This window comes from Streptomyces malaysiensis subsp. malaysiensis (genome assembly GCF_040653035.1).
In the GTDB taxonomy this organism is placed as follows: Bacteria; Actinomycetota; Actinomycetes; order Streptomycetales; family Streptomycetaceae; genus Streptomyces; species Streptomyces malaysiensis.
This window is the reverse complement of record NZ_JBEZNG010000023.1, coordinates 181,864-202,580: the sequence shown is the minus strand read 5'-3', so window position 1 is coordinate 202,580 and position 20,717 is coordinate 181,864. Positions and strand designations below refer to the sequence as shown.

Here is a 20,717-nt window from a genome sequence, read left to right as displayed (position 1 = left end):
CGATGGTGGTCCAGCCGAGGAAGGCGAGCGCCGCGATCACGACGTACACCTTGCGCTCGGCCGGGGCCCCTCGCGGTTCCGGCGCCATGCCCATCGGCCCTATGTGTTCGGGCGGTTGGCCAGCGCACCTTCATCTCTTGAAGACAGACTTCTTGACAAGGACATGAAACGCGACAACTCTTCGAGAGAGCGCTCTCACCCGCCCGCAGCCCAGCGGCCCGCGCGGGAGCGCTCGGCAAGGCCGGCCAACGGTCGCCGCCCGGCGGTGGCCGCTTGCCCGGCCCCACCCCCCACATCAGGAGAGAGCCATGCCCCCCACCGCACGGCCGCTACTCCGGCGTCGAGGCGCCACCCGCCTCATCGCCGCCGCCACGCTGGCATTCGCCACGTTCTGCTCGCTCACCGGCACCGCGCCGGCGACCGCCGCCGACCATGTCAGCGGCCGGGCGGAAGGTCAGCCGCCGGACTCCTTCTGGGGCGACACGAGTTCCATCCCGCCCGCGAAGAATGTCCTCACCGTCCAGGTCCTCAACCGGACGAACGGAAAGTACCCGGACGACCAGGTCTACTGGACCTTCAACAACGAAACGCACTCGATCGCCGAGCAGTCCACGCTCGACATGCCGGCGAACTCCGCGGGCCGGATGTACTTCCACCTCGGCTCGCCCGACAGCAAGTACGCCGACTTCATCGAGTTCACCGTCGGCGACGACGTCTTCAACGGCAACACCACCCGGGTCGACGCCTTCGGGCTGAAGCTGGCGATGCGACTGCACGCCCACGACGGCTTCGACGCGCAGGTCGGCGAGGACTACGAGACGTTCCAGGAGGACCGGGACGCCACCTGGAAGAAGTTCGCCGACGCGGTGCCGGATGAGTTCGCATCGCTGACCGAGGTCGAGAAGCCGTACCGGATCCTCGCGCCGGGCAGCGTGCCCGACTTCCGGGAAGGCGGCAAGTACGCGGACTACATGAGCGGTTACGCCAAGACGGTCGGCATCGACGCGCCCACGTCCGACATCTTCGGCTGCGCCGGTGTGCTGGCCAACGAGGCGGGCAAGTGCTCCGCGCTGAACCGGCACGTGGCCCAACTGCCCGAGGACCAGTGGTCGGATCCGAGCAAGTACTACCAGGACGCACCGGCAAACTACTACGCCAAGTTCTGGCACGACCACTCCATCGACAAGCTCTCCTACGGCTTCCCGTACGACGACTTCGCGGGGCAGTCGTCCTTCGTCTCGCACGGCGATCCGCAGTACCTCGCGGTCGCCGTAGGTTGGTGACCCGCTGATCCGTCCCCACCACCCGGTGCCCGCCAGGCAGTCGCCCGGCGGGTGCCGCGTTTTCGGCCATCGGGTGGGATGAGGCGTGTCTCACCAGGTCACAGGCGTGGTCAGGGCCCCGGGTCGGCCCCGCACTCGGGTGAAGTCCGCGTGATGTTCACATGACGTCATCCAGGGACGATGCGCACATTGCCGCCGAGCTCCCGCAGCCTGCGCACTTCCCCGGCCGGCGCCGCGTCGTCCACCAGGATCAGATCGAAGTCGGTGAGCGGAGCCAGCGCGTACAGCCCCTGGTTGACGAACTTCGTGTGGTCGACGAGGAGTACACGGCGTGCGGCGGCGGCCATCATCGCCTGCTTGACCTGCACGGTCTCGGGTGACATGTGATAGCAGCGGCCCGCGGTGACAGCGGTCGTGGACATGAACAGCGCATCGGCGCGGAAGGCGGCCGTGCTGTGCGCGGTATGCGGTCCCATGAACGCGTCGTACGCCGGGAAGTAGGTGCCGCCGAGCGCCACCAGCGCCACTCCGGGCTCCCCGGCCAGAGCGGTGATGGCGGGCAGCGAGTTGGTGATCACGGTGATCGGTGTGTGCCGGGGCAGATGCCGGGTCAGGCCCAGACAGGTGGTGGAGTCGTCGATCACGACGATCTGGCCGGGCGCCAGCTCCTCGGCCGCCGCCCGGGCCAGCCGCTGTTTGGTCTGTGCCATCGTCGTCATGCGTTCGCCGACACTGCCGTGGAACTGCGTGGACGGCAGACAGCTCGCACCGCCCCGCACCTTGCGCAGCCAGCCCTGCGCCTGGAGGGCGTCCAGATCGCGGTGGACGGTCATCACACTGACGCCGAACTCGGCCGCCAGGTCCGAGGTGCGGACGAAGCCCTTGGTGGTGACCAGTTCGCGCAGCCGACCTCGCCGCTCGTCCTGCCCATCGGTACGGGTCATGGCCGGCGGCCCCTTTCCTCCTCCCCGCCCCGGCGCGGTGGTGCGGCGGCCCGGTGTGCGATGAACTGATGTGAAACTCACGCGAAGGTAACACGTGGCCGGGGCGCCGCCTCCCGCTGATGCGGGGCCCGTGGCCTTCGACATCGCACACCGCGGTGATCCGGTCGCGGGATAATCCCGTGCCCCGATTGACGTGGCTTCCGCGCGGCGATTCTCTGGGTTGGTCCGCGCGGAACGTTCCCGTCGATGGCGTCGGCGCCTCACAGCGGCAGCGACTCACCGTGCCGCCGCCGCTACGGCCGTGGTGAAGGGGCAGGTATCTCGGTCATGTCGGTTCTCACTGTCGACGTCGGCACGTCGGTCATCAAGTCCGTCGTGTTCGACGCCGAAGGAAGGGAAGTGGCGGTCTCCCGCATCGCTACGGAGGTGCTGCGGCCGCGTCCCGGATGGGCCGAGCAGGACATGGACACCGTGTGGAACGGGGTCGTCGCCACCGTGCGCGGCGCCCTGGCCCAGCTGGGTCCCGAGCGGGACGCGGTGTGGCTGGTCGCGTTCACGGCCCAGGGGGACGGCTGCTGGCTGGTCGACGGCGACGGCCTGCCCACCGGTCCGGCGATCCTCTGGTCCGACGGCCGTGCCGGTGATCTGCTGGCGCGCTGGCAGACCGATGGCGTCCTGGAGGAGGCGTACCGCCGCAACGGCTCCCTCACCTGCGCGGGCATGCCGAACGCGGTGCTCACCTGGCTCGCCGAACACGACCCGGCGCGCCTGGAGCGCTCACGCACCGCACTGACCGCGGCGGGCTGGCTGTTCCTGAGGCTCACCGGCGTCACGGCGATCGACGCCTCCGACGCCTCGGCCCCCTTCCTGGACCACGCCACGGGTGAGTACGACCCGGCGATCGTGGACCTGTTCGGCCTCACCTGGGCCCGCGGGCTGCTGCCGCGCGTCCTCGGACACGACGAGTGCATCGCCGAGATCACCCACCGCGCGGCGGGCGAACTGGGCCTTCCCGCCGGCCTTCCCGTGGTGATGGCCCCCTACGACATCGCCGCCACCGCCCGCGGCACCGGCGTCGTGGACCCCGGGCAGGCGTGCGCCATCCTCGGTACCACCCTGTGCACCGAGGTCGTGCGCGAGAGCGTGGACACCTCCGGCGAGCCGTGCGGTATCAACATCGCCTTCGGCGGCCGCGACCGCCTTCTGCGCGCCCTTCCCACCCTCTCGGGCACCGAGGTGCTGGACTGGGCGTGCCGGACGCTCGCCGTCGGGAGCCCGGCCGCCCTCGGCGACCTGGCCTTCGCCTCCCAGCCCGGCGCCGCCGGGCTGGGTTTCCTTCCGTATCTGTCCCCCGCCGGGGAACGCGCGCCGTTCCTCGACCCGCGGGCCCGCGGCACCTTCTGGGGTCTGTCGCTCGATCACACACCCGCCGACCTGGCCCGTGCGGTCTTCGAGGGGCTGTCCCTCGTCGTACGCGACTGTCTGCGGGCCTCCGGAACCGAGGTGCGCGAGCTGCTGCTGTGCGGCGGCGGCGCCGGGAGCGACCGCTGGTGCCAGTTGATCGCCGACGCCACCGGCGTGCCGACCGCGCGTAGCACCGATACCGAACTGGGCGCGAAAGGCGCCTTCCTCACCGGTCTGGTGCTCACCGGCGCCGAGAAGGACCTGCCAGCGGCCACCGCCCGGTATGTGCGCAGGGGCGCGAGCTGGGCGCCGGACCCGAAGCGCGCCGCGCTCTACGACCAGCTGTCCGCGGCACATCTGGCCTGGCGGGACGCGGCCCGCCCCCTGGGCTGGTCGCCGTCCCGGGAGCCGGACCGGTCACCGGCAAACTCCCCCTCGTCCGACACCGCCCGGCGACCGTCCGCCCCTGCCACCGCGCGACCGGCCGACGCGGCCTCGCCCGGGTCCGCCGCCCCGACGTACCCCCACGACACCGACCCCCGTCCGGAAACCTCGCATGTCTGACGCCCTCTCCCCCGACGCCGTCCACCTCGGCCTGGACCTCGGCACGCAAAGCGTGCGCGCGGTCGCCGTGGACGGCACCGGGACGCTGCTCGCCGCCGCCTCCCGCCCCCTGACCAGCCACCGCGACGGCGTACGGCACGAGCAGGACCCGGAGCGGTGGTGGTCCGCCGCCGGTGATGCCTGCCGCGAGGCCCTGAGCGGTATCGACAACCGGCGCGTACGGGACATGGCGGTGGACGCCACCTCCGGGACCGTCCTCCTCGCCGACCCGTCCGGCACCCCCCTCACCCCGGCCCTGATGTACGACGACGGGCGCGCCGCCGACCACGCCGACCGTGTCAACACCGTCGGCGCGGCGGTCTGGGAGAAGCTCGGCTATCGGACCATGCAGCCGTCCTGGGCGCTGCCCAAACTCCTGTGGCTGCTCCAGCACACCGATGTGCCACCCGGGGCCCGGCTGCTGCACCAGGCCGATCTGATCACCTGGCGGCTCACCGGGCGGCAGACCGCGAGCGACGCCAGCCACGCCCTGAAAACGGGCTACGACCTGCTCGCCGACCGCTGGCCCGCCGAGGAACTGGCCGCCCTCGGCATCCCCGACGGCCTGCTGCCCGAGGTCGTACACCCCGGCACGGTGATCGGCGCGGTCTGCGCACGGGCCGCCGCCGTCACGGGGATCCCCGTCGGCACCCCCGTGGTCGCGGGGATGACCGACGGCTGCGCGGCACAGATCGGGGCGGGCGCGCTCAGCCCCGGCGCCTGGAACTCGGTGCTGGGCACCACCCTGGTCCTCAAGGGCGCCGCCCTCCACTCGGTGCACGACCCCGCCGGAGTGGTCTACTGCCACCGCGGGCCCGGCGGCAGCTGGCTGCCCGGGGGTGCCTCCAGCAGCGGCGCCGGGGTGCTGACGCGCCGCTTTCCCGGCGCCGACCTCGACGCCCTCACCGAGCGGGCCGCCGCGACCGGCTCCACCGCGGTCGTCTACCCGCTCGTCGGCGAACGCGGTGAGCGCTTCCCGTTCCGCGCGCCCGACGCGCGCCCCTTCGTCCTGGGCGAACCGACCGGCGCGGCCGAGGAGTTCCACGCCTGTCTGCTCGGTGTGGCCTGTGTGGAGCGGCTCTGCCTCGACCACCTGGACCACATCGGCGCGCCCGTCGGCGGCCCGCTGAGCCTGACGGGCGGCGGCGCCCGTAACCGCTACTGGTCGCAGTTGCGCGCCGATCTCCTCGGCCGGAGCGTGACCCTGCCCGCGCAGGGCGGGAGCGCCGTCGGCATGGCGGTGCTCGCCGCCACCGCCTCGGGCGTCACGCTGGAGCAGGCCGCCGCCGCCATGGTGCGAACCGGAATCGAGCTGCGCCCCGATTCCTCCCGTACCGAACGGCTGCTTCCCGGCTACCTCGGCTTCGTCGACGAACTGGTCCACCGCGGCTGGCTGGAGCCGCGAGTGGCGGCCCACGCCCACAGAAAGGCCGACCGGTGACCGACTTCGTCCTCGTACGGCACGGGGAGACCGTGTGGCATGCGGAGAACCGCTACGCGGGCCGCACCGATGTGCCGCTGACCGAACTCGGGCACGAGCAGGCCGCCGCGCTCGGTGCCTGGGCCGCGGGCCGGCGGCTGGACGCGGTGCTCAGCTCACCGCTGTCCCGCGCCCGGCTCACCGCCGGGCCCGCCGCCGCGGCGCTCGGCCTCACCCCGCGCGTCGATGAGCGGCTGTACGAGCTGGACTTCGGGCGCGGCGAGGGGCTGACCCGGGCGGAGATGAGGGAGCGCTTCCCGGCGGAGCTGGACGCGTTCCTGGCCGATCCGGTCGCCCACCATCTGCCCGGCGGTGAGCACCCGGCGGCGGCCGCCGCCCGCGCGATCGCCTGCCTGACCGACATCCAGCGGGAATCGCCCGATGGCCGGGTCCTGGTCGTCGCCCACTCCACTCTCGTCCGTCTCGTCCTGTGCGAACTGCTCGGCATCCCGCTCGCCCACTACCGCCAGGTGTTTCCCCGGCTGGAGAACGGCGCGCTGACCGAGCTGCGCCTTCTTGGCGACCGGGCGTCGCTGCTGCGGCTCAACGCCGCGGCGGTGGTCCCCGGCTGACCCCCTTTCCACTGGTCCCCTTTCCGCTGCTCCCCCTTTCCCCGGAGTCCCACCGTGCCCACCACCGTCCTCGCCGCAGGCGACCATTTCGTGCTGCCCCGACTGCTCACCCAGGAGCTGCGGAACGCCGTTCCCGGCGACGGCGAACTCGAGATCCGTGAGCTGCGGCTGCCCTGGCCGCACACACCGTTCGGCAAGGTCGCCGAGGTCGACGAGGCGTCCGGCGGCGAGGAGGAGATCATCGAGGCACTGCGCGGGAGCCGGATCTGTGTGACGCAGATGGCCCCGCTCACCGAACGCGTCCTCCGGGCCTGTCCGGACCTCGAACTGTTCTGCGTCAGCCGCGGTGGACCGGTCAACGCCAACACTGCGCCCGGGGCGCGCTCGTCGACTATGACGCGGTGTGCGACGCCCTGGAGAGCGGGCATCTGGGCGGGGCGGGGTTCGATGTCTACCCCGCCGAACCCGTCCCGGCCGGCTCCCGGCTGCTGTCCACACCCGGCATCGTTCTGACCCCCCCCACATCGCCGGCGCCAGCCGCGAGGTCGCGCACAAGGCCGCCCGGATCGTGGCCGCGGAGGTGGCCCGCTATCTGCGCGGCGAACCGCTCGCCCACTGCGCCAACCCCGAGGCCGCCCGCTGAGCCCCGCCACCTTTCAGAGGCCGCCGGGGCGTCCACGACCACGGTGCCCAAAAAAAATTCCGGCGGCGATGTCGAGAACCCGTGAGCGGCTCCGTCCCCGTGGTGAATGCGACCACAATGGGTCGCACCAGCACCGAGGAGAACCACCATGGCCAAGTACTTGCTGCTCAAGCACTACCGCGGCGCTCCGGCAGCGGTCAACGACGTGCCGATGGACCAGTGGGCGCCGGAAGAGGTCACGGCGCATATGCGGTACATGAACGACTTCGCGGCCCGGCTCGAGAAGACCGGCGAGTTCATCGACGGTCAGGCGCTCGCCCCCGAGGGGACGTGGGTCCGGTACGACGGTGAGGGGCGCCCGCCGGTCACCGACGGCCCGTTCGCCGAGACCAAGGACCTGATCGCGGGCTGGATGGTGATCGACGTCGACAGCTACGAGCGCGCCGTCGAACTGGCCGGGGAGCTGTCGGCGGCCCCCGGGGCGGGCGGGAAGCCGATCCACGAGTGGCTCGAGCTGCGCCCGTTCCTGGCCGCGCCGCCCACCATCGGCGAGTGCCCTCATTCATGAACGAGGCCCTGCTGAGGAGCCTCACGCCGAAGGTGCTCGGAATCCTCGTCCGCCGCGGAGCAGACTTCGCGGCGGCCGAGGACGCCGTGCAGGACGCGCTGGTCGAGGCGGTCCGGGTCTGGCCGGCCGACCCCCCGCGGGACCCCAAGGGCTGGCTGATCACCGTGGCCTGGCGCCGGTTCCTCGACGCGACCCGGGCGGACGCCGCCCGCCGCCGGCGTGAGGACCTGGTCGACGAGGAGCCGCCGCCCGGGCCCGCGGCCGCGGTGGACGACACGCTCCAGCTCTACTTCCTGTGCGCCCACCCGTCGCTGACGCCGTCGTCCGCGGTCGCGCTCACGCTGCGCGCCGTCGGCGGGCTCACCACCCGCCAGATCGCCCAGGCGTACCTGGTGCCCGAGGCGACCATGGCGCAGCGCATCAGCCGGGCCAAGCGCACCGTCTCCGGTGTGCGGTTCGATCGGCCCGGCGACGTGGCCACCGTGCTGCGCGTCCTCTACCTGGTCTTCAACGAGGGCTACTCCGGCGATGTGGACCTCGCTGCCGAGGCCATCCGGCTCACCCGGCAGCTCGCGGCCGTGATCGACCACCCCGAGGTGGCCGGGTTGCTCGCCCTCATGCTGCTCCACCACGCCCGGCGCGCCACCCGGACCGCGCCCGACGGCAGCCTGGTGCCGCTCGCCGAGCAGGACCGCGGCCGGTGGGACACCGGGTCGATCGCCGAGGGCGTCGAGATCCTCCAGGCGGCCCTCGCCCGCGACCGGCTGGGCGAGTTCCAGGCCCAGGCCGCCATCGCGGCGCTCCACGCCGACGCGCCCACCGCCGAGGAGACCGACTGGGTACAGATCGTCGAGTGGTACGACGAGCTCATCCGCCTGACCGACAGCCCGGTCGTGCGGCTCAACCGCGCGGTGGCCGTCGGCGAGGCCGACGGCCCGCGCGCCGGACTGGCGGCGCTCGCGGCGCTGGACGACTCTTCCCCGACCTCCTCGGGCAGGGGACACCCCTTGCCCCGCCACGCCGCGGTGGCGGCGTACCTCCATGAGCGCGACGGCGACCTGCCGACGGCGGCACGGCTGTACGCCGAGGCGGCCCGGAAGGCACCCAACCTCGCCGAACGGGACCACCTGACCCGCCAGGCCGCCCGCCTCAACACCCGCCTGCGTGGCTGACGGGCCACGCCCGGCCCCTGAAACATCGGCCGGGCAAGGAGATCGGGCCGTTCGGCAGCGCGACGCCGACCGCGAGTCCGCTTCTGCCATGACGACGGTTCGTCAGTGCTCCCGGCCCCAGTCCAGGCGGTCGGCCAGACCGGCGGCGGTGAAGGCGGCCGCCAGGTCATCGCGGCCCTCGGTGAAGTGGGCCCAGCTGTCGTAGTGGACGGGAACCACCCGGTCGGCGTCGAGGATATGGGCGGCCTCGGCCGCCTGGGCGCTGCTCAGCACGATCAGCTGGTTGTCGAAGAGGTTGGGGAAGCGGGGAGCGCCGGCGAAGAGGATGGCGGTGTGGACCGGTGCGAAGCGGTCGGCGGTCTCCCGGACCGCGTCGAGTGAGGCGTTGTCACCGCTGACGTAGACGGTGGGGAGGCCATCTCCGGTCAGGACGAAGCCGACGACCTGGCCGGTGACCGGCTCGACCGCCTCGCGGGGGCCGGGGCCGTGGAGCGCGGGGACACCGGTCACGGTGATCGTGCCGCCGCCGGGGCGGTCCAGTGCGATGGACTCCCAGTCGGCCAGGCCCCTGACCTTCTTCCCCAGGCTCTCACTCAGGCGTTCGCCGCCACCGGGCGTGGTCAGGGTGAGGGGGACGTCGGCGAGCAGGGCCCGGCCGGAGGTGTCGAGGTTGTCGGGGTGCTCGTCGTGCGAGAGCAGTACGACGTCGATGTGGCCGAGGCCGTCCGGGGTGATGGTGGAGGGTGCGGTCTTGGTCAGGCCCGGGCGGCCGGGCCGGCCGTAGTCGCCGGGGCCGTCGAAGGTGGGATCGGTCAGGAACCGCAGGCCGCCGTAGTCGAAGAGGGCGGTCGGGCCGCCGAAGACCCGGACCGGGAACCGGCTGGTCGTCGCGGAGGAAGAAGACATGAGCCACCTCACGGATGGATAAGGCTGAACCGTGAGACGACCGTAGTCGCTTCTCACGGATACGCGCAAGCCATACCATGAGGGGCATGATGGAGCCCGCGATCGAACCGCCCGGCCCGCCGCCCGCGCAGGGCGAGGAGGAGCACCGCTCCCTGGCCCTCGCCAACAGCGCGATCGCGCTGCCCGGCGGGCACACCATCGATCTCCTGGGCACTCCCGCGCAGACGAACCGCTGGCTGACGGAGCGCGGCCTCGCCCCGGTCGACGCCGGTATGCGGGAGATGTGCGCGGCGCAGCTGCGCTCCCTGCGGGAACAGATCAGGTCGCTGTTCGCGTCCCGCGCCGAAGGGCTCCCCGCCCTCCCCGCCGCCATCACGGCCATCAACGACGCGATGACCCGCGTCCCCACCGCACCGCTGCTGCGATGGGACGACAAGACCGGCCCCTACCGCACCGCACCCCACCCGACCACCGCGATCGTGGACCACGCCCTGGCCGCCCTCGCCGCGGACGCCGCCGATCTGCTCACCGGCCCCGCCGCGGACCGCCTCACCGCCTGCGGCTCCACCCCGTGCAACCGCTACCTGCTCCGCCACGGCCGCCGCCACTGGTGCTCCACCCGCTGCGGCGACCGCGCCCGCGCCGCCCGCGCCTACGCCCGCCGCACCAACTCCGCATGACGCCGCGGCCGGCCCCCGCCGAATGGCACAAACGGCGAGCCGGCCCCGTGCGTAGGCGCGGGGCCGGCTCAAGAGATCGATCAGTACGGCGTCATCTTTGTCTGCCGGACGCGCGGCGTCAGCTCGCCCGTCGGCCGCTCACTTCGCCTGGTCGAGCGCGACCGCGTCGGGACCGGCAGGGAATCGCAGCCGGCCGGTCGTGTCATACACGGCCCGCCACACCGTCTCGGCGACGTCGCTCTCCTTGGTGAACACGTCCCCGCTCATGGCGCTGCCCATGGCCTTCTTCGTGAACTCCGCATAGGGCTCGGGGGCCAGCTCCTCCAGCGAGGCACCGTTCGTCGCCCTGGCGGCGAAGTTCGTCGTCAGACAGGCGCCCGGCTGGACCGTCTTCGCCCGTACGCCGAAGGGCGCGAGCTCCAGCGCGAGGGATGAGGTGAACCCCTCGATGGCCATTTTGCTCGCCTTGTAGACGGCCGTGAGCGGCATATGTCCCAGCACCACGCTGGAGGTCACATTGACCACCACGCCGGAGCCACGCTCGCGGAACTGGGGCAGCACCGCCTGGGTCATCGCCATCACGCCGAAGGTGTTGGTCTCGAAAACCTCCCGCACCCGGGCCATGGGGGTGCCCTCGAACACACCCATCGACGGGATGCCCGCGTTGTTGACGAGGGCGTCGATGGGCCCCGCCGTCTCGAACGCGGCGGCGATGCTCTCGGGCTCGGTCACATCGAGCGCGACAACGCGGAACCGGTCCGACTCGGGAAAGTCACCCGGCCGCGGCGTCCGCATCGTGGCGATGACGTTCCACCCCTGCGAGTGGAAGTGGAGGGCGGTCTCCCGCCCGTACCCGGAGGAGGTACCGGTGATCAGGACTGTCTTCATGGTGTGGCCCTCGCGATGTGGTGGGATCCGCGGAAGGACAGGCACTTTCCTGCCCCACGGAAGAACTCGTGATCCCATTGCACCGCTCCGACCTGCGGAAACGATAGAACGATCCTCGCTTCCCCTTGCACGATCCTCCCACTGGCTCGGCTCCACTCAGCTCGGCTCGGCTCGGCTCAGTTCAGCTCGGTCCGGCTCGGCTCAGGGCAGGACGCCCACGGGAGCGGGTACGGTGTCCCCCCGCAGCCGGGCCGCGTCCCGGCTCGGGGGCGCGCCGAACTGGCGGCGGTACTCCCGGCTGAACTGCGACGGGTTGTCGTAGCCGACGCGCTGGCCGACCCCGGTGACATCGTTCGGATGGGTGGCCAGCAGCAGCCGGGCCTCCTGCAACCGGATCTGCTTCTGGAACTGGATGGGGCTCATCGCGGTCACCGCCTGGAAGTTGCGGTAGAAGGCGGACACGCTCATGCCGCACCTACGGGCCACGTCCTCGACCCGGAACGGCTGCGCGTAGTGCTCGCGGATCCAGCGGACGGCCCGGGAGACATGGCTCAGACTGCTGTCGGCCAGACCGAGTTGCCGGACCGTCGCCCCCTGCTCTCCGCTCATCAGGCGCCACAGGATCTCGCGTTTGACCATCGGCGCCAGTACGGCCCGGTCATGGGGTTCGTCGAGCAGGCGCAGCAGCCGGATCACCGCGTCGAGCAGCGCGGGGGATGCGTCGCTGACGGCGATCCCCGACGGAGCGCCTCCGCCGGTGCGCGGGGTGTCTCCGGGACCGGCCTCCAGCAGCAGTTCGGCGACGGCGGACGGCTCCAGCATGAGGCCGAGGCCGAGGGCCGGCCGCTCGGGGTCGGCCTGGGTGAACTGCCCCGTGACGGGCAGGTCGACGGATGCGACCAGGTACTGCCCTGGGCCGTACTCGTAGACCCGGTCGCCCAGCGCGAGCCGTTTGGAGCCCTGGGCGATGACCGCGAGCACCGTGCCGGTCATGGAGGGCTCCGGCGGGTCCGGCCGGTCGACCTTCGAGATGAGCACGCCGTCGATGGCGGTGGTCCAGTCGGGGCGGGCGTGCCGGGCCAGCAGAGTGCGGAGCTCTTCGAGGTACATGCGTCCATTGCAGCACCATTGCGCGCGCCACGTCTCCCGCACCTGCGAGGATCGTGCAAGTCAAAGCGAGCATCGTTCTAACGTTTCCGCAGGTCAGCTCGGTTGAATGGAGTCATCGCACTCCCCCACCGAGAAGAGGATTTCGATGATCCCCGCCTATGGCTTCAACGCCACCCTGACCGCCAGGCCCGGAATGGGCGACGAACTGATCGACCTGCTGCTGACCGGCCTGGACGAGGGCAGCCCCGGCGCGAGCGAACACTGCGTCGTCTACCTCGTCTCCCGGTCCGCGTCCGACCCCGACGTCGTCCATGTCACCGAGGGCTGGACCAGCGAGGAGGACCACCACCGGGTCTTCGCCGGTGCGGCCGCCCAGGCCATCGTGGCGCGGATCGGCGGACTGCTGGCCAAGGAGTCCGATTACACCGACTACGTACCGGTCCGCGGCAAGGCCGCGTTCTGAGGCCCCGGCCCGAACCCCGGCCCGCCGACCCCGCCCCACCCCACCCACGAAAGGCGACGACCATGACCACGACCCGCCCCGCCCTCGACCCCGAACTGCGCGAACTTCTGGCCGACACGCCCTTGATGTCCCAGCTCAGCCCGGAAATCCTCGCCCAACTACGCCAGCTGCCCTCGACCCCCGTCGAGGACCTCCTCGCACACCGGCAGGCCGACCGGCGCGAACTCACCGTGCCCGCCAAGGACGGTGCCCCGATTCCCCTGTCGGTCCTCAGCCCCGCGAACGCCGCCACCACCGGCCGCACCACCGCCGCACCGTGCGTCTACTGGATACACGGCGGCGGGATGGTCATGGGCGACCGCTTCTCGCAGATCGACATCCCGCTGGAGTGGCTCGACGAGTTCGGCGCGGTCGTGGTCTCCGTGGACCACCGGCTCGCGCCGGAGTTCACCGGCACCGCCCTCGTCGAGGACTGCTACCAGGGACTGCTCTGGGTCGCCGAGCACGCGGAAGACCTGGGCATCGATCCGAACCGGATCATCGTCGCCGGTATCAGCGCGGGCGGTGGTCTGGCGGCCGGTGTCACCTTGCTGGCCCGCGACCGCGGCACCCCGGCCATCGCCGCGCAGATGCTGATCTGCCCCATGCTCGACCACCGCAACACCACCACCTCCAGCCGTCAGTACTCCGGTGTGCCCGGCGTCTGGACCGGTGAGATGAACGCGTTCGGCTGGTCCTGTGTCCTCGGCGACCTCACCGATGACGCGGTGCCCGCGTATGTCTCCCCCGCGCTGGCCGACGACCTCTCGGGCCTGCCGGCCACCTACATCGACACCGGCTCCGCCGAGGTCTTCCGCGACGAGGACACCGACTACGCCACCCGTATCTGGGCGGCCGGCGGCCAGGCCGAACTCCATGTCTGGGCGGGTGGCTTCCACGGCTTCGACGCCGGTTTCCCACAAGCTCGCATCTCGGCCACGGCCCGCCGGACCCGCACCGACTGGCTGGCCCGGCTCCTGTCCGCGGACTCCCCCGCATAAGGCCACGGCGGCTCACCACGGCGGTTCGCCTCGTTCGCCTGGCGCATGATCGGCGTTCCAGGCACGAGCATGACGTGTTTCCCGCGCCACGGGCCGCCGAGGTACATGGATCGGCCGACGGGCCGTACAACGTTCTGTGTCAGGCGCCGCGGATGAACAAGCGGTCCGCCCGCGGCCCCTGACCCGTTACGGACGACAACGTCGAGATGGCGATGGGAGACGGCATATGACCGATCGTGGAGCCGATCTGCTGATCCGGGCCGCCGCAGTGCACACCTTGGTGCCGGGCCGGCCCCCACAGCGGGCAGTGGCGGTGCGGGGCGACCGCATCGCGGGGCTGTCCCCCGACCCGAACGGCCTTGACGACTGGGTGACGTCGCGCACCACCGTCCATGACCTGCCGGACGCCACCGTGCTGCCCGCGTTCGACGACACCCACACCCACTTGATCTTCGCCGCGTACGGCGCGCATGACGTCCCCGTCCATCGGGCCCGCACCATCCCCGAATTCCTGGACCTGATCCGGCAGCGGGCCAGGGCCACCCCGGAGGGCGAGTGGATCCGCACCACCACCAACTGGCAGGAGCTCAATCTGGCCGAGCGCCGCATGCCCACCGCGACCGAACTCGACCGGGCCACCGACCGGCACCCGGTCCTGGTCAAGCGCGGCGGCCACAACGACGTCGTCAACACCTACGCGCTCCGTCTGGCGGGCATCACCGAGGACACCCCCGTACCACCGGGCGGCACCATCGGCCGCGGCCCCGACGGCAGGCTCAACGGCCGGCTGATCGACAACGCCCTGGGCCTGGTGGAGCGCCTGGTCCCGGCCCCTGACCAGGCCCGGCGCATCGACGGACTGCGCCTGGCCGGCGGCCAGTACGCCGCCTCCGGCATCGGCACGGTACGGGACTGCGCGGTCGCCCCCGAGGACTACCGGGTGCTCCTGGCCGCCCGCGCCGCGGGAGCGCTGAGCACCCGGGTGCGGGCCCTGATCTCGGCCCTCGGCATGACCAGCGCGGCTCAGGTGGAGGATCTGCTCGACGCCATGGAGGAGTGGCGCTACGAATCCGATCCATGGCTGCGGGTGTGGGGCGTGAAGTTCGGCCTCGACGGCGGCTTGGAGGCCGGGGCCACCGAGGAGCCGTACGCCTGCGACCACTCCTACTCCGGGATGCTGATCTGGGAGCCGGACGCGCTGGTCGAGGCCGTCGAGGCCGTGGTCCGCCGCGGCTGGCGGGTCGGCACCCACGCCTACGGCGACCGCGCGGTCCGCACCCTCCTGGACGTCTACGAACGCGTCCTCCGGCGCAACCCCGGCCTGCCCGCCGGGGCGCTCGTCATGGAGCACGGCGGCCTGGCCGGCCCCGAACAGCGTGCCCGCGCCGTCGCCCTGGGCATCCCGGTCACCATCCAGCAGCCGCTGCTGCACGACACCGCCGAGGTGGAAGAGGGCTTCTGGGGTCCGGAACGCGTCGCGCGCCTCTTCCCCGCGCGGGGCTGGATCGACCTGGGCGCCCAGGTCAGCGCGGGATCCGACTTCCCCGTGGGCCAGTTCGGCGCCATGCGCTCCGTGTGGGGCATGACCACACGGCAGACCGTCATCGGGGTCAAGGGCCCCGAGCACGCCATCAGCTACGACGAGGCCCTCACCCTGCACACCACCCAGGCCGCCCGTCTGTGCGGCGAGGAGACCCTGCGCGGCGCCCTTGCCCCGGGCCGCCTCGCCGACCTGACCGTCTGGCCCCGGAACCCCGCCCACTGCCCCGCCGAAACCCTCCGCGACCTCGACCCGACCCACACATTCGTCGGCGGCCGGCTGGTCACCCCCGCCGGGGCGGGGTGACCGGGGCGGTGTCGGAGGGGGCGGGCGCCGGGGCGAGGCCGTCCGCGACCAGACCGGCGAGCACCGCTTCGCCGAGGGCGTGGACGGCGGACTGGGGGCGGACCATGACGGTGAACTCCTTGATCCGGCCGTCGTCGTCGAAGTGCAGCAGATCGATGCCGTGGATCTCCTTGTCGCCCACCCCGGCGCGGAAGAGCAGCACCGCCGACTCGGCGGCCGTGCCGTCGGTGCTGGTCTGCGCGGTGCCGGTGTAGTCGCCGACGTAGCGGAAGTCCTTGAACGTGCGCAGCAGGACCCCGAAGAGGCCCAGCACCATCGGCTTGCCTTCGAAGGGGGTGAACTTGACGGGGCTGTAGAAGCGGATGTCCTCGGTGAACAGGTCGTCCAGGGCCGTGAGGTCCCGGTTGTCGACGGCGGCACGGAAGCGGTCGGCGGTGGTCATGGCGTCCCCAACTTCTATCATCATGGATGCGATTAGTCATTTTCATGACTACCATGGCCGGGTGTCCGGCGACAGAGGGGTGAAGGAGGCGATCCCATGGCCCTACGGCACGCCGTACTGGCGGCGCTGCTCGAAGGGGAGCTCAGCGGATACCAGCTGACCAAGGCGTTCGACATCGGCGTGGCGAACTTCTGGCACGCCCAGCCGCAGCAGCTCTACGCCGAGCTGACCCGGCTGGAGCGGGACGGGCTGATCGCGGGCCGGGCGGTGGTCCAGGAGACCCGCCCCACCAAGCGCCTGTTCCATGTGACCGATGCCGGGCTGGCGGAGCTGGAGGAGTTCACGGCAGCGTTCGCGAAGCCCTCCTTCATCCGCGACGACCTGCTCGTCAAGGTCCAGGCCGCCGACCACGTCGACAAGGAGACCCTGATCGCCCAGCTCACCGAGCGTGTCGCCTTCGCCGAGGCCAAGATCCACCTCTTCGGCAAGCTGCTGCGCAAAATGCGCGGTGACCGTACGGAGGAGGAGTTCCTCCGCCACGGCGACCGCATCGGCCCGTATCTGACCTGTCTGCGCGGCCTCGCCCTCGAACGGGGCAACCGCGACTGGTGCGAGCACACCATCACCGTCCTGCGACAGAGGCAGCACACCCATGCCCACTGACACGGCCTACAGCCGCTATGTCGCGCTGGGCGACAGCCAGACCGAGGGCCTGGGCGACGGCGACGACGCCACCGGGCTGCGCGGCTTCGCCGACCGCCTCGCCGAACAGCTCGCCCACGGCAACCCCGGCCTCTCCTACGCCAACCTCGCCGTACGGGGCCGCCTCGCCACGCAGGTCCACAGCGAACAGCTCGCGCCCGCCCTGGCCCTCCGCCCCGACCTGGCCACCGTCGTCGCCGGCGTCAACGACCTGCTCCGCCCCCGCTTCGACGCCGACCACGTCGCCCACCAGCTGGAGACGATGTTCGCCGCGCTCACCGCCCAGGGCGCCCACGTGGCCACGCTCACCTTCCCCGACCCCGCCCGTATGACCCCTCTCGCACGCCCCCTCACCCCGCGCGTCACCGCCCTGAACCAGCGCATCCGCGAGGCCGCCCGGCGCCATGGCGTCACCGTCGCCGAGACCGGTCACCACCCAGTGGTCGCCGATCCCCGCCTGTGGAGCCTCGACCGCCTGCACGCCAGCCCGCTCGGCCACCAGCGCATCGCCACCGCACTCGCACACGCCCTCAGCCTCCCCGGCGCCGACGACACCTGGACCCACCCACTGCCCCCGCCGACGACCCCCGCGCCCACCGGATGGCGCGCCGCCGCCGACGAGGTGCGATGGACCGCCGCCTTCCTCGGCCCCTGGCTCGCCCGGCGGCTGCGCGGCCGCTCCTCCGGCGACGGCCACACCGCCAAGCGCCCGCATCTGGCCCCGGTGCGTGCCGAGATACACCACACTCGTAGTTGACATTCATGACTGAAGTTGTCAATCTCGTCTACCTCACTACGAGCGTGGAGGTGGTTGGGCTGTCCTCGTGGACTCTTCATGACGTTCCTGATCAGCGTGGCCGGTCAGTGATCATCACCGGTGGCAACACGGGCCTGGGTTTCCAGACCGCGTCGATGTTCGCCGACAAGGGCGCGGACGTCCTGATCGCCTGCCGCGACGCGGCCAGGGCTGCCGCGGCGGTCGATCGGATCCGGGCCCGCGGCCCCCGCGGAACCGTACGGGCGGGCTCACTCGACCTCGCCGACCTCGACTCCGTGCGGGCGTTCGCGCACGAAGTCCTCGCGGGTCAGGAGCGCCTGGACGCGCTGGTCAACAACGCCGCCGTGATGTGGACGCCGTTGGCGCGCACGAAGCAGGGCTTCGAGTCGCAGTTCGGCACCAACCACCTCGGACACTTCGCGCTCACCGGCCACCTGCTCCCCCTGCTGCTGCGCACCCCCGGCGCCCGGGTGACGACCGTGACGAGCCTGGCGCAGACGCAGGGCCGCATCGACTTCGAGGACCTCAACTGGCGCACCCGCCCGTACTCGACGGGAGCCGCGTACGGGCAGAGCAAACTCGCGAACATGTTGTTCGTCCTCGAACTCGACCGACGGCTGCGTGCCGCCGCCCTCGACCTGACCGTGACGGCGTCGCATCCCGGCTGGACCAGCACCGAACTGACCCGCCACTCCCCCGCGTTCCTCCAGCGGGTGAGCCGGTGGATCGGCATGCGCCCGGACAAGGGCGCTCTCACCACGATGCGCGCCGCCACCGATCCGGGCGCGCCCGGCGGAAGCTACTGGGGTCCGCGGCGTCTCTTCGAGACCAAGGGCCGTCCGGGCCCCGCGAGGATCATCCGGCGGGCACAGGACACCGCGGTCGCCGCCCGTCTGTGGGCGGAGAGCACCCGGCTGACCGGGGTCGGGTTTCCCTTGGCCGCGCGGACCGGTCAGACTGGCTGACCATGCCTGACACTCCACAGCCTGCCGGGCGGCGGGACGGCATCGTGCGCGCGGCCGTCGGCGTCTTCCTTCGCTTCGGGCCCCGCAAGACCTCGATGGACGATGTGGCCCGCGCCGCGGACATCTCCCGGCAGGGTCTCTATCTGCACTTCAAGACCAAGAACGCCCTCTTCCGGGCGGTCGTGGCCCAGATGCTCGACGACCTGCGCGGGGCGACCTGGCAGGCGCTCGGGCGGGCGGACCACACCGTCGAGGAGCGTCTCGCCGGAGCGTTCGAAGCCTTCCACGCCGTCACCGTCGAGATCGTCGACCGGGAGACCTACGCCGAGACGCTGCGGGCCGCGCAAGCCTTCGCCGCGGCCCCGATGAGCCGGCTCGAACACGACCTGGTCACCGATGTCGCCGCGCTGCTGGCACAGAGCGGGCGCGCCAACGCGTGGGAGGCGGCCGGGCTGTCCGCCACCGACGTCGCCCAGCACCTCTTCGACGCCTCGGCCGGAGCCAAGTACGAGTCGGCGTCGCTCGACGAGTACCGCCGGCGACTGCGCGTCTCCGTACGCGTCGTCACTCGTCCATAGGGTCACCACGCCCACTGCCGCGTGCGGTGTTCTTTATGAACGGAACTCCCTGCTCAATGGTGTTGCGGGTCGGGCCTCCCTAGCATCGCAACGCCTGGCGCAAGGGAGCGCCACTGAGGTCAGGAGCATCGCTTTGCACAGCTCAAGACGGAACGCGCCTTCTCTTCCACGGCCGTTGGCGCGCATGCGGCGTACGGTCGCGTTGACCGCCGGCATCGCGGGCGTCGTCGCGGGGACACTGGTCCAAACCGGCCCGGCCCAGGCGGCCGAGTCGCGCCCCGCACCGGTCTCATGCCCGGCGAGCATTGGCGACAAGGCCACGTGTTACACCGGCCAGGACGGCAACGGGGCCTACTACGCGATCGCCGTTCCCAAGAAGTGGAACGGGTCGCTGGTCGTGCACTCCCACGGCGGCCCCGACCTGGGCGATGGCTCCGATCCCGAGCGGAGCGTCGGCGATCTGGACCGCTGGTCGGTGATGGTGTCCGAGGGCTATGCCTGGGCGGGCTCGTCCTACCGGCGAGGTGGCTATGGAACGCGCATGGCGGCCGCCGACACGGAGAATCTGCGCCGGCTGTTCGTGGACGAGTTCGGCAAGCCCGAGCGGACCTACGTACACGGCCAGTCCTGGGGCGGGAACGTGGCCGCCAAGGTCGTGGAGACGTACGGGAAGAAGAACGGTCCCTACGACGGGGCCCTCCTCACCAGCGGTGTCCTGGGCGGCGGCTCCCGGGGCTATGACTACCGCGTCGATCTGCGGGTGGTCTACCAGTACTACTGCCAGAACCTGCCTCGCCCCGATGAGCCCCAGTACCCGCTGTGGCAGGGGTTGCGTCCCACCTCGACCCTGACGACGGCCGGGCTGCGCGCCCGCCTCCAGGAGTGCACCGGCTACGCCTCCGCCCCCGAGGAACGCACCGAGCGGCAGCAGCGCAACCTCGACGACATCCTCGCCGTCACCCGCCTCCCGGAGCGGACGCTGGAGTCGCATCTGCGCTTCTCGGTGTTCACCTTCCGCGACATCGTGCACAACCGGCTCCGCGACCGTAATCCCTTCAGCAACAAGGGCGTGTGGTACTCCGGTTCACACGACGACAAGGCGCTGAACGCGGGTGTCGAGCGCTTCTCCGCCGACCCGGCCGCTCGGCGCGATCTCTCCTACGACAGCGACCTCACCGGGCAGATCGCCATCCCGGTGCTGACCATGCACGCCATCGACGACCCCACGGCGTTCGTCGAGCACGAGTCGGCCTACCGGGCGACCGTCGATGGCGCGCACCGTGGGGAGAACCTCGTGCAGACCTTCACCAAGGAAAGCGAACACAGCGAGCTGAGCGATTCCGAGTACGCCGACTCCATCGCCGCGCTGGACTCCTGGGTGCGCACCGGAAAGCGGCCGACCCCGCGGTCCATCGCGTCCTCCTGCGCCACGTACGACCACGTCTACGGCACCGGGTGCTTCTACGACGCCGGTTTCAGCCCCAAGCCCTACGCCTCTCGTGTCCGGCCGCGGCCGGGAGGGCTGTCCTGGCCGGCCATGACAGCCGCCCAGGAGAGGGCCTGGAGCCGGATCGACGGTGTGGGCATCGCTCCCTGACGATGCCACGGTGTGCGGGGCCGGCGCCGCTACCGCGCCGGCTCCCGCAACGC

At 71.6% G+C, this 20,717-nt stretch carries 20 protein-coding genes and 1 pseudogene; 16 read left to right on the top strand and 5 right to left on the bottom strand.

Annotation, left to right across the window (positions count from 1 at the left end; translation table 11 throughout):
• Nucleotides 1-308: 308 nt before the first annotated feature.
• Nucleotides 309-1,283 carry a glycoside hydrolase family 64 protein gene (locus tag AB0E24_RS35380; protein ID WP_069861754.1) on the top strand — a complete coding sequence of 325 codons (975 nt, stop codon included), beginning with the start codon at nt 309-311 and terminating at the stop codon, nt 1,281-1,283.
• A 167-nt stretch (nt 1,284-1,450) separates the two neighbouring features.
• Here the strand turns inward: AB0E24_RS35380 and AB0E24_RS35375 are convergent, their stop codons facing one another.
• Nucleotides 1,451-2,227 carry a DeoR/GlpR family DNA-binding transcription regulator gene (locus AB0E24_RS35375; protein WP_079256772.1) on the bottom strand — a complete coding sequence of 259 codons (777 nt, stop codon included), beginning with the start codon at nt 2,225-2,227 and terminating at the stop codon, nt 1,451-1,453.
• Nucleotides 2,228-2,554: 327 nt separating this feature from the next.
• Here AB0E24_RS35375 and AB0E24_RS35370 point away from each other — a divergent pair, with 327 nt between their 5' ends.
• The 6 genes and pseudogenes from AB0E24_RS35370 to AB0E24_RS35345 all read left to right on the top strand — a co-directional run bounded on the left by AB0E24_RS35370 (nt 2,555) and on the right by AB0E24_RS35345 (nt 8,669).
• Nucleotides 2,555-4,195 carry an FGGY-family carbohydrate kinase gene (locus AB0E24_RS35370; RefSeq protein WP_359383335.1) on the top strand — a complete coding sequence of 547 codons (1,641 nt, stop codon included), beginning with the start codon at nt 2,555-2,557 and terminating at the stop codon, nt 4,193-4,195.
• Entirely contained in the window at nt 4,188-5,675 is a 1,488-nt protein-coding gene (locus AB0E24_RS35365) for an FGGY-family carbohydrate kinase (protein WP_359383332.1), read from the top strand. The genes AB0E24_RS35370 and AB0E24_RS35365 overlap by 8 nt, the downstream gene beginning before the upstream one ends.
• Nucleotides 5,672-6,286 (top strand): histidine phosphatase family protein, encoded by a 615-nt coding sequence (locus tag AB0E24_RS35360; RefSeq protein WP_359383329.1) that lies wholly within the window; start codon nt 5,672-5,674, stop codon nt 6,284-6,286. The genes AB0E24_RS35365 and AB0E24_RS35360 overlap by 4 nt, the downstream gene beginning before the upstream one ends.
• A gap of 54 nt (nt 6,287-6,340) precedes the next feature.
• Nucleotides 6,341-6,929 (top strand): annotated as a pseudogene (locus AB0E24_RS35355) (NAD(P)-dependent oxidoreductase).
• 148 nt (nt 6,930-7,077) lie between these two features.
• Complete coding sequence (locus tag AB0E24_RS35350) at nt 7,078-7,497, top strand: YciI family protein (protein ID WP_069861746.1); 420 nt, start codon at nt 7,078-7,080, stop codon at nt 7,495-7,497.
• Complete coding sequence (locus AB0E24_RS35345; RefSeq protein ID WP_359383354.1) at nt 7,494-8,669, top strand: RNA polymerase sigma factor; 1,176 nt, start codon at nt 7,494-7,496, stop codon at nt 8,667-8,669. Before AB0E24_RS35350 ends, AB0E24_RS35345 begins: the two co-directional genes overlap by 4 nt.
• A gap of 102 nt (nt 8,670-8,771) precedes the next feature.
• Here AB0E24_RS35345 and AB0E24_RS35340 read toward each other — a convergent pair whose 3' ends face one another.
• Nucleotides 8,772-9,575 (bottom strand): MBL fold metallo-hydrolase, encoded by an 804-nt coding sequence (locus AB0E24_RS35340; protein WP_359383324.1) that lies wholly within the window; start codon nt 9,573-9,575, stop codon nt 8,772-8,774.
• Nucleotides 9,576-9,661: 86 nt separating this feature from the next.
• Here AB0E24_RS35340 and AB0E24_RS35335 point away from each other — a divergent pair, with 86 nt between their 5' ends.
• Nucleotides 9,662-10,255, top strand: a complete 594-nt coding sequence (locus tag AB0E24_RS35335; protein ID WP_359383322.1) for a CGNR zinc finger domain-containing protein — start codon at nt 9,662-9,664, stop codon at nt 10,253-10,255.
• Nucleotides 10,256-10,393: 138 nt separating this feature from the next.
• On the opposite strand, the gene AB0E24_RS35330 is transcribed toward AB0E24_RS35335, so the two are convergent.
• Both AB0E24_RS35330 and AB0E24_RS35325 read right to left on the bottom strand, forming a co-directional pair.
• Nucleotides 10,394-11,143 carry an SDR family oxidoreductase gene (locus tag AB0E24_RS35330; RefSeq protein WP_359383319.1) on the bottom strand — a complete coding sequence of 250 codons (750 nt, stop codon included), beginning with the start codon at nt 11,141-11,143 and terminating at the stop codon, nt 10,394-10,396.
• 201 nt (nt 11,144-11,344) lie between these two features.
• A complete protein-coding gene (locus tag AB0E24_RS35325) occupies nt 11,345-12,253 on the bottom strand; it encodes an AraC family transcriptional regulator (protein ID WP_359383317.1) in 909 nt (302 codons plus the stop codon).
• A 145-nt stretch (nt 12,254-12,398) separates the two neighbouring features.
• Here AB0E24_RS35325 and AB0E24_RS35320 point away from each other — a divergent pair, with 145 nt between their 5' ends.
• The 3 genes from AB0E24_RS35320 to AB0E24_RS35310 all read left to right on the top strand — a co-directional run bounded on the left by AB0E24_RS35320 (nt 12,399) and on the right by AB0E24_RS35310 (nt 15,602).
• The gene (locus AB0E24_RS35320) at nt 12,399-12,716 is read left to right on the top strand and encodes a putative quinol monooxygenase (protein WP_069861734.1); all 318 of its coding nucleotides are present in this window, start codon (nt 12,399-12,401) and stop codon (nt 12,714-12,716) included.
• A gap of 62 nt (nt 12,717-12,778) precedes the next feature.
• Complete coding sequence (locus AB0E24_RS35315; RefSeq protein WP_069861732.1) at nt 12,779-13,756, top strand: alpha/beta hydrolase; 978 nt, start codon at nt 12,779-12,781, stop codon at nt 13,754-13,756.
• A gap of 226 nt (nt 13,757-13,982) precedes the next feature.
• A complete protein-coding gene (locus AB0E24_RS35310; RefSeq protein WP_359383314.1) occupies nt 13,983-15,602 on the top strand; it encodes an amidohydrolase in 1,620 nt (539 codons plus the stop codon).
• Here AB0E24_RS35310 and AB0E24_RS35305 read toward each other — a convergent pair.
• A complete protein-coding gene (locus tag AB0E24_RS35305) occupies nt 15,580-16,044 on the bottom strand; it encodes a nuclear transport factor 2 family protein (RefSeq protein ID WP_069861728.1) in 465 nt (154 codons plus the stop codon). The two genes, AB0E24_RS35310 and AB0E24_RS35305, sit on opposite strands and share 23 nt — an antisense overlap.
• Nucleotides 16,045-16,140: 96 nt before the next feature.
• On the opposite strand from AB0E24_RS35305, the gene AB0E24_RS35300 reads away from it, so the two are divergent.
• From AB0E24_RS35300 to AB0E24_RS35280, 5 genes are all read left to right on the top strand, one after another.
• Nucleotides 16,141-16,707 (top strand): PadR family transcriptional regulator, encoded by a 567-nt coding sequence (locus tag AB0E24_RS35300; RefSeq protein ID WP_079256783.1) that lies wholly within the window; start codon nt 16,141-16,143, stop codon nt 16,705-16,707.
• The gene (locus tag AB0E24_RS35295) at nt 16,697-17,503 is read left to right on the top strand and encodes an SGNH/GDSL hydrolase family protein (RefSeq protein ID WP_359383310.1); all 807 of its coding nucleotides are present in this window, start codon (nt 16,697-16,699) and stop codon (nt 17,501-17,503) included. The genes AB0E24_RS35300 and AB0E24_RS35295 overlap by 11 nt, the downstream gene beginning before the upstream one ends.
• Nucleotides 17,504-17,508: 5 nt before the next feature.
• Nucleotides 17,509-18,489 carry an oxidoreductase gene (locus AB0E24_RS35290; protein ID WP_359383307.1) on the top strand — a complete coding sequence of 327 codons (981 nt, stop codon included), beginning with the start codon at nt 17,509-17,511 and terminating at the stop codon, nt 18,487-18,489.
• 2 nt (nt 18,490-18,491) lie between these two features.
• On the top strand, nt 18,492-19,067 hold the full coding sequence (locus AB0E24_RS35285) for a TetR/AcrR family transcriptional regulator (protein WP_347234569.1): 576 nt from the start codon (nt 18,492-18,494) through the stop codon (nt 19,065-19,067).
• A 184-nt stretch (nt 19,068-19,251) separates the two neighbouring features.
• Nucleotides 19,252-20,664, top strand: a complete 1,413-nt coding sequence (locus AB0E24_RS35280) for a hypothetical protein (protein WP_147968200.1) — start codon at nt 19,252-19,254, stop codon at nt 20,662-20,664.
• The last annotated feature ends 53 nt before the right edge of the window (nt 20,665-20,717 follow it).

Excerpts from the sequence above, each read along its gene's own strand:
- AB0E24_RS35380 (WP_069861754.1), top strand. The coding sequence starts at position 309 with ATGCCCCCCACCGCACGGCCGCTACTCCGGCGTCGAGGCGCCACCCGC.
- AB0E24_RS35375 (WP_079256772.1), bottom strand. The coding sequence starts at position 2,227 with ATGACCCGTACCGATGGGCAGGACGAGCGGCGAGGTCGGCTGCGCGAA.
- AB0E24_RS35370 (WP_359383335.1), top strand. The coding sequence starts at position 2,555 with ATGTCGGTTCTCACTGTCGACGTCGGCACGTCGGTCATCAAGTCCGTC.
- AB0E24_RS35365 (WP_359383332.1), top strand. The coding sequence starts at position 4,188 with ATGTCTGACGCCCTCTCCCCCGACGCCGTCCACCTCGGCCTGGACCTC.
- AB0E24_RS35350 (WP_069861746.1), top strand. The coding sequence starts at position 7,078 with ATGGCCAAGTACTTGCTGCTCAAGCACTACCGCGGCGCTCCGGCAGCG.
- AB0E24_RS35345 (WP_359383354.1), top strand. The coding sequence starts at position 7,494 with ATGAACGAGGCCCTGCTGAGGAGCCTCACGCCGAAGGTGCTCGGAATC.
- AB0E24_RS35340 (WP_359383324.1), bottom strand. The coding sequence starts at position 9,575 with ATGTCTTCTTCCTCCGCGACGACCAGCCGGTTCCCGGTCCGGGTCTTC.
- AB0E24_RS35335 (WP_359383322.1), top strand. The coding sequence starts at position 9,662 with ATGATGGAGCCCGCGATCGAACCGCCCGGCCCGCCGCCCGCGCAGGGC.
- AB0E24_RS35330 (WP_359383319.1), bottom strand. The coding sequence starts at position 11,143 with ATGAAGACAGTCCTGATCACCGGTACCTCCTCCGGGTACGGGCGGGAG.
- AB0E24_RS35325 (WP_359383317.1), bottom strand. The coding sequence starts at position 12,253 with ATGTACCTCGAAGAGCTCCGCACTCTGCTGGCCCGGCACGCCCGCCCC.
- AB0E24_RS35320 (WP_069861734.1), top strand. The coding sequence starts at position 12,399 with ATGATCCCCGCCTATGGCTTCAACGCCACCCTGACCGCCAGGCCCGGA.
- AB0E24_RS35315 (WP_069861732.1), top strand. The coding sequence starts at position 12,779 with ATGACCACGACCCGCCCCGCCCTCGACCCCGAACTGCGCGAACTTCTG.
- AB0E24_RS35310 (WP_359383314.1), top strand. The coding sequence starts at position 13,983 with ATGACCGATCGTGGAGCCGATCTGCTGATCCGGGCCGCCGCAGTGCAC.
- AB0E24_RS35305 (WP_069861728.1), bottom strand. The coding sequence starts at position 16,044 with ATGACCACCGCCGACCGCTTCCGTGCCGCCGTCGACAACCGGGACCTC.
- AB0E24_RS35300 (WP_079256783.1), top strand. The coding sequence starts at position 16,141 with ATGGCCCTACGGCACGCCGTACTGGCGGCGCTGCTCGAAGGGGAGCTC.
- AB0E24_RS35295 (WP_359383310.1), top strand. The coding sequence starts at position 16,697 with ATGCCCACTGACACGGCCTACAGCCGCTATGTCGCGCTGGGCGACAGC.
- AB0E24_RS35290 (WP_359383307.1), top strand. The coding sequence starts at position 17,509 with ATGACTGAAGTTGTCAATCTCGTCTACCTCACTACGAGCGTGGAGGTG.
- AB0E24_RS35285 (WP_347234569.1), top strand. The coding sequence starts at position 18,492 with ATGCCTGACACTCCACAGCCTGCCGGGCGGCGGGACGGCATCGTGCGC.
- AB0E24_RS35280 (WP_147968200.1), top strand. The coding sequence starts at position 19,252 with ATGCGGCGTACGGTCGCGTTGACCGCCGGCATCGCGGGCGTCGTCGCG.